The organism is Psychrobacter urativorans (assembly GCF_904846695.1).
In the GTDB taxonomy this organism is placed as follows: Bacteria; Pseudomonadota; Gammaproteobacteria; order Pseudomonadales; family Moraxellaceae; genus Psychrobacter; species Psychrobacter urativorans.
On sequence record NZ_CAJHBR010000001.1, the window covers coordinates 361,618 to 374,412 of the forward strand.

The window sequence follows — 12,795 nt, forward strand, 5'->3', positions numbered from 1 at the left end:
GGCTAAGATGATCCCATCTTTATCATAGAATACATAGAACTATGCCCAGTCCAGAGTCATTCGTGACCTTTTATGATCTCTCCAGCTCTGATATCAGTGCAAAACCTGATGTCGACACCGCTACTAATTTAAATACTGACAAATATCCCCCGAGCGATGTGTATGAGCAGTTAGCCGATCTTGACTACATTCATGTCGATCGTCCAACGACAGAGGATAGAGACCCGCTAGGCCATCAGGGACCTACTTCTTTGAGTGATGTGTTCGAGGGATTGGCTCAGTTGGCTACTATGGGTGTAGTTGAAATCACTGATATTGTAGAAGCGATTCATCGGGAAGTTATCTTACGACCTATTGGTCGCTTTAATGAAGGTAACTTGAGCAAGTGGCAGCGTGGTATCACTGGCCGTATTTACGGTACCGTACGCTATATTACCTCAGTGGTTGGTAATAACTTGACTACTGGGTTATGGCTATACAACAACATGACTAAGCAAAAAAACATCCAACGGCTTCCTAGAAGTCTGAGACGGCTAGTTAATATCCTAAACGGAGTAATGGGGGATCATTTAGTCACTCACAAAAACCCTCTCGCTATTCCTATGGATCTGTATGATAGTAAGAATTATCTGCAGCGCGAAACCCTGTCAGGTCGAGTGATTATTCTCTGTCATGGACTGTGTATGAGTCACTTAAGTTGGAACGTTGCTCATAATAATAGTCTAGGTGAAGCGCTCATAGCCAGTCAGCCCAACGCTACTATCTTATACCTTAACTATAATACTGGACGTCGTATCTCTAGTAATGGGCGCAGTTTCTCTAACATGCTACAGAATTTGGTCGATGATAATCCTGATATCTCACAAATTGATTTGATCGGGCATAGTATGGGCGGATTGGTTGCTCGTAGTGCGCTGTTTTATGGTAAAGAACAAGGTAATCACTGGGTACAGCGAGTGGGTAATCTAGTCACTTTGGGCTCACCGCATCATGGCGCAAGCTTAGAGCGCATTGGGGTTTTTGTGCAGGACATGATCGGTAAGCTACCTTTTGCTGGATCCTTAGCTAAGCTGGGCGATTTACGCAGTGCTGGTATCCTGGATTTACGCTATGGTAGCGTTCGTGATGCCGACTGGAATTCGTTACCCGGTCGCAGTGTGTTGCCGCAAGAGTTTCGTCATCCTGCACGCCTGCCTTTACACGTGCGCAGCTATTTTGTAGCAGGTACTTTAGTCGAGGGCCACTACGATTCTAAAGCTGCAAGCCTATTAGGTGATGGCTTAGTAACCGTAGAATCGGCCTTAGGTGAGGATGCTGGTGAACATACCTTGATCGTGCCAGAAGTTCACAAAGCTATCTTCTATGGAGTGAGCCATTATAATTTGATCTACAATCAACGCGTCCATGAGCAAGTCGCTATTTGGCTATTAGATAATGGTCAAAGCGATCTCAATCAGATGTATCAGGCGCTAAGAACTCGTATCTACTCTTATCCTAATGATTTAGATGTGGTGGTTTAGACAGAGTAGTGGTTTAGCTAGAGTAGTGATTTAGCTAGAGTAGTGATTTAGATAAGGTATTAATTTAACTAGAGTAGTCTTTAACGTCTAGATTATTTTTAAAAAGTGCGGTGCTTAGCAGAAGATAAGTTAGCAAGCCACTTATTAGTTGATAAAGGATTTACCTACTAGGCAGAGGTAATTATGATAATTATTAATAGAGCAACCGTTAATAAAATCAGCATTAACAAAGTAACTAGTAGAGCCATGATGATGGCGGTGCTATTGTTAGTACAGATTGGCTGTCAAGCCCAGCAGGGTCGCAGTGCTGATGATCAACAAGCTATTAACGATAACCAAGCTATTAGTGATTCTAAGCAAGCTATCAATGATCCTAAGCAAGCTATTAATAACCCTAAGCAAGCTGCCAGTATAAATACTAGTCGGCTAGGATCTTGGTCTGCTGAGCAATTCGACCAAGATAACAAGCCTTTGTCAGTGCTTTCTCTGGATATAAGGCAGTTAAGCACTACGCATATTGCTGGCAGCTACTGCTACGTTAGTAGCTATGGTAGAAAAATAGATTGTGATAATGATTTTGTTGGTAATAGACAGCAGGATGATAAATACTTAATCAGTTTTAATAGCTCTTTTGATAATATCAAAGTAACTGCTAGCTTAAAATTCGACAATAATAGTTTAGTTTGGCAGTTATTAGACTATCCTAAAGAGATGACAGTGGCGCTGCCAAAAGATAGAGTTTTGACTAAGAATAGTGAGGTTGTGGCTACAGAATATACGGTCATAAACGAGCGAGCCTTTATCTATGAGAATAAGTCAAAATCTGCTAAGACGGCTGCTTATTTTATAAAAGGTGACACCATTAAGCCGCTACGAGTTGAGGATAACTGGCTATACGTAAGCTATAAAAATAATACTAAATTGGGGTGGTTGTTAGTCGAGGATTTGACAGACAACCCCCGAAAAGTTGCAGCAACCAAAGCTGATCTTTTTCCCTCTGGCTTTAAGTTAACTAAAGATGGTGTTACTAATATTTTTATCAATCAGCCTTATGATGAGCAATTATTTGTAGAAATCGCTGATAGTAGAAACCCCGAAGTAGATTATTGCTTCTTTGCCAAAGCCAAAAATCATCCTGAGAGCTTGTTAGATTTATATATTATCGATAATAAGGTAGCGGCTATTTATGTTGGTGACTCAGGCTTTAAATCCTATACAGGAATAAAAGTGGGCGATGCAGAGCAGAAGGTATATGCCAAACATGCCAATCAGAGTCCTGAGGTGTATCCAAATAGTTATACTGGTCAACCTGTCATTATCTATTGGAATGATGATGGCAGCAAAATAGGTACGCTGTACGAAATTGATCAAGGTAGAGTGCAGGATATAAGAGTAGGTTATGATGAGGAGTTAAAGGCAGCAGAGGGCTGTTCTTAGGAATACTAAACTGTTTAAACATTCCTCATAGCTAAAATCTTAAGCCAGCTTGTAAACTAGCAGTTTCTATAAGTTCTCAACGAAAAAACCCTCAAGCAGCAAACTTGAGGGTTTTTTATTAGCTAATAAAAAATTTTGAGAGCGATTAACTCATCCTATTCAACAAAAATACTAGCTACGTCATCTTTATCGAACCGATAAATCTCGCCACAAAAGCCACAGTCCATCTCAAATTGTCCGCCTTGTTCATCACAGATATCGAGCATTTCATCTTGACCGATTTGCAATATAGCTGTTTCACATTTTTCTCTAGAACAAGTACAGCCAAACGTTAGCGCTTTGGCTTCTGGTAATACTACCTCTTCTTCATTATACAAGCGATAGAGCAGTTCAGTAGCCGGTAATGAGGTTAACTCGGCAGGCTTAATAGTACGAGTTAGTACTGATAAACGTGGCCATAAATCGGTATCGACTTTTTCTTGTTCATCATCATCACGACGTGGCAACAGCTGTACTAAGATACCACCTGCTTGCAAGCCATCAGAAGCCAAGTTAATCAAAGTTGGAATCTGCGCTGATTGTTTTTGGTAATGGGCTAGGCAGTCGGCTAAATTATCATGACTACGCTCGACAATACCTTGGTATGATTCCCCTTTTTCAGGCTGAATATTAATAAATAATACCCCTTCGCCAGCCGCGCCAAGCTCTGCAAAAGCTTGGTTAGCAGTAGTCATAATATCCCAAGCGTGCCGTTGTTCATCACTATCTGCTTTCCAGCTGGCAAGACCACGGATAACACCGTTTTGATCACATTCTGCCATCGCCCAATTGAGCAAGCTGTCGCTGTCTGAAGATTGTAATTGAATGGATAAGCGCCCGTCAATTTTGACTGTGCTTATCAATAGGCTAGCTGCCGTGAGCATCTCGCCTAATAAGCGCTTGATGGCTTCAGGGTAGGGCTTTTGTGCGATAGTATTGGCATAACTACGTGATAAACGTACTACATCGCCACGCACTGGTGAGTCTTGGATAAAAAAGCGTTGACGCACATCGTTATCAGTGCCAATAGCATCGGTTGTCGAAGTTTGCATATCTTGAGTCATAAGTCATTTATTGTATTGAGAAGTTGTGGTCTTTATGGGGATTATTGCTGATTTATCAACGATAACTACCCTTTGATCATCTAAAAAATAACCTTCATTAACGTTAAAATCTAATATAAGAGCACTAGTAAAAAATAGGGGCTAGCGTTTATAGGCTAGTTAAAAATAAAACCTTAGTAAGAGTCTGATGATGAATATAGCAAAGGCTCAAAAAATATTACTAACCCATGCAAAATTGTTGTACAGTAACATAAAGTTGCATTATGATAATTAACAGTAACAGCAGAGAGGTAATTGCTGAGCTGGATTTTTTTAATGGATGATTTTTTTGTTTTTAATGAGTTTTAACTTTAATAATGTGATAAAAGGATGTATCTCATGACTTATTCAATTGCAAAACCTTTAACGGTTGCTGTTTTTATGGCTCTAGGGTTGGCTGGCTGTAACAACAGTAGCCAAACCGCTACTGAAGACAAACCTGTTGACGCTGCAGCAAATACTAATGGTACTCTTCAGAAAATCAAAGAGTCAGGCACTATCGTCGTTGGTTATCGCGATTCTTCTATTCCCTTTTCGTATATTGCCGATGACCCTAAGCAGCCGATGGGTTACGCCCACGATTTAGAAATGAAAATCGTTGAGGCCGTTAAAGAAAACCTCAATATGCCAGATTTGAAAGTTCGCTATAACCTGATTACTTCACAAACCCGTATTCCTTTAGTGCAAAACGGTACTGTTGATTTTGAGTGTGGTTCAACGACTAATAACGTCGAGCGTCAAGAGCAAGTTGCTTTCTCGAATGGCTTCTTTGAGATTGGTACTCGTCTATTGACTAAAGTTGATTCAGGTATCAAAGATTTTGCAGACTTAAAAGGTAAGAGACTAGTTACTACTGCTGGTACTACTTCAGAGCGTTATATCCGTCAGTATAATGATGAGAAAAAACTAGGTGCTGATATTATCTCAGCTAAAGATCATGGCGAAGGCTTCTTGATGTTAGAGAATGGTCGTGCTGATGCCTTTATGATGGATGATGTCCTACTAGCTGGCGAAAAAGCCAAAGCTAAAAACCCTGATGAGTGGGTAATTGTTGGTACGCCGCAATCATTTGAGATTTATGGTTGTATGATGCGTAAAGGCGATCCTGAATTCAAAACAGTAGTGAATGACGCGCTAAATAAAACCTTTAGCTCAGGCGAAATCACTAGCATCTATGACAAATGGTTCTTAAACCCAATTCCACCAAAGAACGTTAACCTTAAGTTTGAGATGTCAGATAACTTAAAGGCCCTTATCGCTAATCCGCATGACAGTGATCAGCCAAAAGCAGCTGTGGCACAATAACGAGTATTTCTCCCTCACTATAGCCAGTACTCAAGTTCGGTTTAGCCACAAGCTAAGCCTAGCTTGAGTATCCATTGTTCGCTGCTCGGAGAGATCACCATGAATTATAGCTGGAACTGGGGTGTGTTGTTTGAACATACCGGTATCGGTAATGAGCTGTACTTACATTGGATGATTACTGGTGTGGGTTGGCTATTGCTGATCGGTAGTATTGCTTGGGCCATTGCTATGGTCATCGGTACTATCTTCGGTATTATGCGCACTTTACCTAATAAGACGGCGCGTAGCATCGGTACTGCATATGTGACCTTTTTCCGTAATATACCTTTGCTTGTGCAGTTATTCTTTTGGTTTTATGTTGCCCCAGGTTGGCTAACCCCCTCACTGCAAGAGTGGTGGTTTAGAGACTTGTCACCGAATACCTCAGCCATGCTCTCAGCGAGTATTGGTTTAGGTCTATTTACCGCTGCACGTATCGTTGAACAAGTACGTACTGGTATTGAGTCGCTACCTGAAGGCCAAATAAATGCCGCTTACGCCTTAGGCTTTACTATTCCGCAAGCTTATAAAGAAGTGTTACTACCGCAAGCTTTTCGCGTCATCCTTCCACCGCTAAGCTCTGAGCTCACTAACTGCTTTAAGAATGCTTCAGTGGCCTCACTAGTGGGGGTAATGGAGCTGATTAGCCAAACCAAAACCATCAGTGAATATACCCAAAACAGCCTCGAGATCTATACTTACGCTACTATTATCTACTTAGTATTTAACTTATCGCTAATTGCTATCATGGGCTTAATTGAGCGCAAACTGCGCGTACCTGGGCTTATTGCAGGAGGTCAAAAATGAGTATGATGACCGAACTTGCCACAGCTTATCCCGGTTTAATGGGCGGTATGATTACCACCATGAAAGTGCTGTTTATGGCCATTATTGGCGGTATCAGTTTAGGGACCTTATTAGCTCTAATGCGTTTGTCGGGTATTAAAGCGCTGGAGATTCCTGCTAAGTTATACGTTAACTACTTTCGGTCGGTACCCTTACTCCTAGTTCTATTATGGTTTTATTTTGCCGTACCGATGATTTATTTTTGGATAGCGGGTAAGTATCTGCAACTAGATGCCGCCTTCGCTTCTTGTGTTGTCGCCTTTATGATGTTTGAGGCCGCTTACTTCTCTGAAGTAGTACGTGCCGGTATTCAGTCTATTGGTAGTGGGCAAGTTAATGCGGCCAAAGCCTTAGGTATGACTTACGGTCAGACTATGCGCTTAGTCATTCTGCCACAAGCCTTTCGTAAGATGCTGCCATTGATTTTGCAGCAATGTATTATTCTATTCCAAGATACCACTTTAGTATTTGCTATTGGGCTAACCGACTTCTTCCGAGCAGCTTATGTACGTGGCGAGTTAATGGGCTTATTAACCCCTTATATTCTGGGAGCAGGCGCCATCTACTTCATTATCAGTTTGGGAGCTTCTATTGGCGTCCAGCAAGTACAAAAACGTTTGAGGTTTTAGGAATAGATTTCAAATATAGGCTTCAAAGATAAGTTTTAGTAATGGACTGTAAGTTTTTAAGCCTAAATAACAATGTTAATGAGCGCTTATTAAGCTCAAGACCATTATCTATGAATGTATAAGTTGGGAGACAGTAATGAATGATGCTAAGACCTTCATAAATGAATTTGGCGGGCTAGTCACTGATAATGGTCATGCTAGTAGCGAGATGGTCATTGAGATGGACAGTGTTAGCAAGTGGTATGGTGATTTCCAAGTGCTAACGGACTGCACTGCTCACGTTCATAAAGGCGATGTAGTAGTAGTCTGTGGCCCATCAGGCAGTGGTAAATCAACGCTTATTAAGACAGTCAATGGCTTGGAGCCTTTTCAAAAAGGCCAGATTATAGTCAACGATATCTCAGTCGGCGCCTCTAAAACTAACCTGCCTAAGCTTCGTAGTCGAGTGGGCATGGTGTTCCAACATTTTGAACTGTTTCCGCATCTAACCATTATCGACAATCTAACTGTAGCACAAGTCAAAGTATTAGGCCGTAAAGAAGCGGAAGCCAAAAAGAAAGCCATGGCTTATTTAGATCGAGTAGGCTTGACAGTGCAAGCGGCAAAATACCCAGCGGAGCTATCGGGTGGCCAGCAGCAACGAGTAGCGATTGCTCGAGCTTTAGCGATGGATCCTATCGCTATGTTATTCGATGAGCCAACCTCAGCGCTAGATCCGGAGATGATTCAAGAAGTCCTCGATGTGATGGTGGAGTTGACTCGTGAGGGCATGACGATGATGTGTGTTACTCATGAAATGGGCTTCGCTAGCCAAGTCGCTAACCGTATTATCTTTATGGATGAAGGGCACATCGTTGAGAATTGTAGTAAAGATGAGTTCTTTGAAGGCGCAAAAAGTGAGCGTGCGCAAATGTTCTTATCTAAAATCCTCAACCATTAATTAAGTAACGACTAAGCCTAATAGCCCGCTCATTATTTATAACAAGCGTCTTTAATCAAGGCGCTTTTTTATGGACGCTGGTTTTTTTCGTAGGCTCAGCGTTTACTGCTACAATAGCTAGCATCTTTTATAACCTATATTCAGAACTCACATGCAGAAATCACATTCAAAGCTAACACTCGTAACGTACAATATATAATTTATTCGGAGCTAATATGAGCGTAGAAAATTCTAATAAACCGGCAGGTATTGTCATTATTGGTGCTGGTCTAGCTGGCTGGCATGTGATCGATGCAATTCGTAGTAAGGATAAACAGATTCCTATTACCCTTATCACTAGTGATAAGGGCGATCGCTATCATAAGCCTATGCTGACTATGGCTATTAGTCAGAAAAAGAGTGCAGCCGACTTAGTACGAGCAACAGGAGCTGAGGCAGCAATAGCGGCAGAGGTTACTTTGATGGCCAATACTGATGTCAGCGACATTGACGCAGTGAGCCAACAGTTACAGCTAGTATCTACTAATCGCTCAGATCCAGCCAATACAGCTTATGCCACTATCAGCTATGACAAGTTAGTGTTAGCCATGGGTGCGCATCCTATTTTCCCAAAAAGCTTACCGCAAGATTTGGTATGGCACGTCAATCATATTGAGCGCTTTGGGCAGCTGCAACAAAAGCTAGCAACTGGCAGTCAGCATGTCGCAATCGTTGGTGCGGGTATGGTTGGTACTGAAATCGCTGAGGACTTACTAAAAGCGGGTCATAAGATAACTTTGATTGACTTGAATGATGCGCCATTAGCCCAGATGCTACCGGCAAAAGCGACAGCACGTATTGCTAAAGCCGTCGAATCGCAAGGTATTCAATTCCTAGGGGGTTATCTAGTGAAGAGTGTGACTCGCCACGATCAGCAGCTTGAAATTAGCTATAAGCCGTTAGCCTCAGAGGGTGATATTGAATCACCGCAATCGTCTACGCTTATCGTCGATCATGTGATCGCTAGTACTGGTCTAGTGGTAGACGATACTTTACCTGCTGCTGCTGGTATCGAATTCAACCCACGTACTGGTATTGTGGTTGATGCGCCAACCTTGCGTACTAATCAGGCTAATATTTATGCGATTGGTGACTGTATGTCTATCGATGGAGTGCCTTGTCGTTATGTCGCTCCGCTGCGCGCGCAAGCGACCACTATCGCTGATGATATCTTGGGGATCAGTCATGATGGTTATGATCATAAACCACCGATGATCCGCCTAAAAAATAAAGCCATTTCAGTGATGGTGACAGGTATACCTCGTAGCGATGGCAATTGGCAGATAACAACTGAAACCGATGATGAGCTAGTGATGGAACTGCTTAATGATAATAATGAAGTCAGCGCAGTGGCGACTATCAAAGCGCCTGCTCCTGCTAAGGCATAGGGGTTAATAGGCTAACTATAAAGCTATAAGCCAATTCTATTTTAAAAGCCAATCCTATCGGTTATAAAATTTTATAAACGGTAGGGTTGGCTTTTTTAGTTGCTTAGTTGCTTAGTTGCTTAGTTGCTTAGTTGCTTAGTTGCTTAGTTGCTTAGTTGCTTAGTTGCTTAGTTGCTTAGTTGCTTAGTTGATTACTGTTGTCAAAATATCGTGCCAAACCGTTTAATAATAAATCATCACGCATACGTACCGAACGGCTGAGGTGTTGGGCGATCATGCGAGCGTCACCGCCAGTCATAATGAGCTCAAAGTTCGGATGACGACGACTGATTTCATTAATAGCACCAACGATAGATAGTAGAATACCGCGATGTACGGCATCTTGGGTATTGACACCTTGAGCAATGCGATCAAAAGTACCGTTAGAGATAGTGATCTGCTTAGTCCCTGAAAACAGTGACTCACGTTGCAAGTAGATACTAGGGAAGATATAGCCGCCTAAGTGCTCGGCATGGTCAATCAAATCTATAGTTACTGCGGTACCGCACCCTATCACACATTGGCGTTTCTTTTTATCTACTGCCCCCAGCATCTGCAACCAACGGTCGCAACCCAGTTGATGAGGATTATAAACACTGTGCATTAGCGGATGCGCAGCATCAACATTGACAAAGGCAAAGGGGATGTTTAATCGACCCAAGGTTTCTGATACTTTGCCATTTAACTCGTCACCTAGTACCGATGAGATGCCGATAAAGTCAGGAGCGTAATGCGCAAAACGGTCGGTCAGACCCATAAGCAATTCGGCTGGTGCTTGCAAGTGCTGCTTGGCATCATGTGAGACGATTTGTCCGATATCATCGGTCAGCCAATATTTAAGTCGGGTATTGCCTAGGTCAAGCCAGAGCATAAGTATCCTTTTATACGCTAAATCAATTTATGAGCAACTGCAGTAAAGCAATTTATAAGCATCGGTGAACAAGCAACTACTAAGCGCTTGCAGGGCTAGATTAACTTTGTGTTTGTATCAATAATCATGCCACTTTCGACACTTTTAGCAAATTAAATCTGATGGTCATATAGCGTTTAATACTTGCCAATAACGTCAATACGACCAGTAAAAAGCGCGGCAAGCTTACCGTTATCTTGACGCAATTGCAAACACCCTTGAGCATCAATGCCACAAGCAGTGCCGGTTATGATCTGAGATTGGCCATTATGTTTTTGAGTGACTTGTAAACGTAGCCCTGCTAAGGCATCCAGCGTATTAAATTGCTGCATAAAATCATTGGCAGCAGTAACTTCTACCGATGATTTTTCAATCATCACTGAGTGAAAACAGCTGATCGATGCTATTAAAGCATTAGTTATTTGCTGATAAAGGCTCGATAACTTAGGTAGAGGAGCTGCCCCTATTGGCTCCAGCTGCTGATAAATATCTTGCAAGCTTAAGGCCTGATAGCTCATACCTTCACAAGTTTGAGCAGTCAGCGTTGGTGTGGCTTGTACATTCAGACCAACACCCATGACTACTCCAACTAGTTTGCTTGCGCACCATACTGGTTCGATTAAAATACCTGCAAGCTTATTAAAATAGATAATCTGCTGGTCAGTATTTTCACTTGTATGAGAGCTATTATTGGCATTGAGATCTGTTTGCTGGTTTATTTGATAGCCTATATTTCCCTCTGCTGGTTTATCTGACAAAGGCGAGGTGTTATAAAAGCCTAAATCATTAGCCCATTTTACCCCGATAGGGTTCAGGCCTTGGGCATTTAGTTGCTTATTTAACTCATCGATAACAGGCATTTTTGCTAACTCAACACCGATGATCAAGGACAACAAGCCACTGACCGGCATAGTCACTGGATGATACAGCGAAAGATAAACATTACCTAGTGGCGACTGCCAAGAGCGGCCACGTTGTCCACGCCCAGCACTCTGGGTTTCAGCAGTGAGTAAGTGCAGCTCATCGGCAGCGAGACTAGTGTTCTTGATGGCGTCTATTAGTTCGCTATTGGTTGAAACACTACTGATAACATGGCGATGATTGAAGCTTAATAGGCTATTAGGACTATTGGTTAATGACATAAGTTTAGTCGATGTGGTTATTAAAATCTTTGTTATACTTAGGCGTGTTATCCGTTAATTCCTCAGCTTACAAATAAGGTAAGTGATGAGAAATCCTAACTGATGATTGCTAGTGTTGATGCTAATAGTCATAGTGCCACTGACATGCTAACTATTATGATATAAAAATAAGCTCGATAAAAGGTCAATTTGATGATGTTATACGTATGGTTTGTCATTGCAGGTGCATTCGCAGGAGTTTGTGCTGGATTGTTCGGGGTGGGTGGCGGCATGATTATTGTGCCAGCTTTAGTATGGATTTTTACGGCTTACCATTTTCCTGCTGAAGTCGTTACTCATTTGGCGATTGGTACTTCACTAGCGACTATTGTTATTACCTCAATTAGCTCTATGACCGCCCATAATAAACGTGGCGGCGTGCGCTGGGATATTTGGCGCAAGATGGGGCTAGGTTTGGTAATTGGTAGCTTAATAGGAGCAGCAGTGGCAGAGTCGATTGATGGGCAAGCCTTAAAAGCTATCATTGGTGGCGGTGCCTTATTAGTAGCTATAAAAATGCTGTTCTTCTCTAATAAAGAACAATTGGGCAAACCTTTACCTTCGACTGGGGTGCAATTCGGTGCTGGTACAGGTATTGGCTTAGCGTCCTCTATTTTCGGTATTGGTGGTGGTAGTTTGACGGTGCCATTCTTAAACTGGGCAGGGCTGACTATGAAGCAGTCCGTAGGGACAGCTGCTGCTTGCGGTTTGCCGATCGCAATTGCGGGAGCATTAGGCTTTGCTTGGTTCGGTCAGAACGTAGAAAACTTACCAGAGGGTACTATCGGCTTCGTGCATATCAGCGGCTTCTTATGTATTTCGGTTATCAGTTTTATTATGGCCAAAGTAGGCGCAAAACTGGCTTATAAACTACCAGCGTTAATGCTAAAACGTGCTTTTGGTGTGTTGTTAGTGTTTGCAGGTGGTCAGTTATTGTTGAGTGGTCTTGGGATGATTTAGAATGGCATACTGTGAGCATGTTATAAGCTGAAATCTGAGTAGCAACGTGCTCTTAAGTAATTCTTACAAGGATAAAAAGTATGCATAGAAATGACAAAAGATTTGTTATAGCATTAATTTTGACGACTTTTATTGCAGCTGCTCTCTATTTCTTCTTAGGCCTTGTCGCCCAAAGCTATGCAAAAAATATATCGGCAACTGATTTAAGCGAAATATCAAAATCCCCGTTTATAGTTATCGACTTATTAAAAGGGGGTGTTTGGCTGCTTTATACTGTTGCCATGCTGGTACTCATATTGAAATGGTGGGCTAAGCGAGTAAAGAGTTAATAAAGACCCTGTTACAAAGTAAAAATTTTATTACAGCTTTTATGGCGCCAGGTTTTATATTGCTTGATGTTCTGTTGAGCCAAGGGATTAG

At 42.0% G+C, this 12,795-nt stretch carries 12 protein-coding genes; 9 read left to right on the plus strand and 3 right to left on the minus strand.

Going from position 1 to position 12,795, the window contains the following annotated elements:
- Nucleotides 1–41 precede the first annotated feature (41 nt).
- Nucleotides 42–1,520, plus strand: coding sequence for an alpha/beta fold hydrolase (locus JMY09_RS01490; RefSeq protein WP_201621805.1), 1,479 nt, complete (start codon nt 42–44; stop codon nt 1,518–1,520).
- A 183-nt stretch (nt 1,521–1,703) separates the two neighbouring features.
- Nucleotides 1,704–2,957: a hypothetical protein gene (locus tag JMY09_RS01495; RefSeq protein ID WP_201621806.1), complete on the plus strand. Its 1,254-nt coding sequence runs from the start codon at nt 1,704–1,706 to the stop codon at nt 2,955–2,957.
- A 155-nt stretch (nt 2,958–3,112) separates the two neighbouring features.
- Here JMY09_RS01495 and hslO read toward each other — a convergent pair whose 3' ends face one another.
- Nucleotides 3,113–4,060, minus strand: coding sequence for an Hsp33 family molecular chaperone HslO (hslO, locus tag JMY09_RS01500; RefSeq protein ID WP_201621807.1), 948 nt, complete (start codon nt 4,058–4,060; stop codon nt 3,113–3,115).
- Nucleotides 4,061–4,438: 378 nt separating this feature from the next.
- On the opposite strand from hslO, the gene JMY09_RS01505 reads away from it, so the two are divergent.
- From JMY09_RS01505 to JMY09_RS01525, 5 genes are all read left to right on the plus strand, one after another.
- Nucleotides 4,439–5,404, plus strand: a complete 966-nt coding sequence (locus tag JMY09_RS01505; RefSeq protein WP_201621808.1) for a glutamate/aspartate ABC transporter substrate-binding protein — start codon at nt 4,439–4,441, stop codon at nt 5,402–5,404.
- A 99-nt stretch (nt 5,405–5,503) separates the two neighbouring features.
- Nucleotides 5,504–6,250 (plus strand): amino acid ABC transporter permease, encoded by a 747-nt coding sequence (locus JMY09_RS01510; protein WP_201621809.1) that lies wholly within the window; start codon nt 5,504–5,506, stop codon nt 6,248–6,250.
- Nucleotides 6,247–6,918, plus strand: coding sequence for an ABC transporter permease subunit (locus JMY09_RS01515; protein ID WP_201621810.1), 672 nt, complete (start codon nt 6,247–6,249; stop codon nt 6,916–6,918). Before JMY09_RS01510 ends, JMY09_RS01515 begins: the two co-directional genes overlap by 4 nt.
- A 208-nt stretch (nt 6,919–7,126) precedes the next feature.
- Nucleotides 7,127–7,858 (plus strand): amino acid ABC transporter ATP-binding protein, encoded by a 732-nt coding sequence (locus JMY09_RS01520; protein WP_201621954.1) that lies wholly within the window; start codon nt 7,127–7,129, stop codon nt 7,856–7,858.
- A 215-nt stretch (nt 7,859–8,073) separates the two neighbouring features.
- Nucleotides 8,074–9,285, plus strand: coding sequence for an FAD-dependent oxidoreductase (locus JMY09_RS01525; protein WP_201621811.1), 1,212 nt, complete (start codon nt 8,074–8,076; stop codon nt 9,283–9,285).
- A gap of 175 nt (nt 9,286–9,460) precedes the next feature.
- On the opposite strand, the gene JMY09_RS01530 is transcribed toward JMY09_RS01525, so the two are convergent.
- Both JMY09_RS01530 and JMY09_RS01535 read right to left on the minus strand, forming a co-directional pair.
- On the minus strand, nt 9,461–10,195 hold the full coding sequence (locus tag JMY09_RS01530) for a pantothenate kinase (protein WP_201621812.1): 735 nt from the start codon (nt 10,193–10,195) through the stop codon (nt 9,461–9,463).
- A gap of 176 nt (nt 10,196–10,371) precedes the next feature.
- Complete coding sequence (locus JMY09_RS01535; protein WP_201621813.1) at nt 10,372–11,376, minus strand: biotin--[acetyl-CoA-carboxylase] ligase; 1,005 nt, start codon at nt 11,374–11,376, stop codon at nt 10,372–10,374.
- Nucleotides 11,377–11,571: 195 nt separating this feature from the next.
- On the opposite strand from JMY09_RS01535, the gene JMY09_RS01540 reads away from it, so the two are divergent.
- Nucleotides 11,572–12,375, plus strand: coding sequence for a sulfite exporter TauE/SafE family protein (locus JMY09_RS01540; protein ID WP_201621955.1), 804 nt, complete (start codon nt 11,572–11,574; stop codon nt 12,373–12,375).
- 80 nt (nt 12,376–12,455) lie between these two features.
- A complete protein-coding gene (locus tag JMY09_RS01545; protein ID WP_201621814.1) occupies nt 12,456–12,704 on the plus strand; it encodes a hypothetical protein in 249 nt (82 codons plus the stop codon).
- Nucleotides 12,705–12,795: the final 91 nt, after the last annotated feature.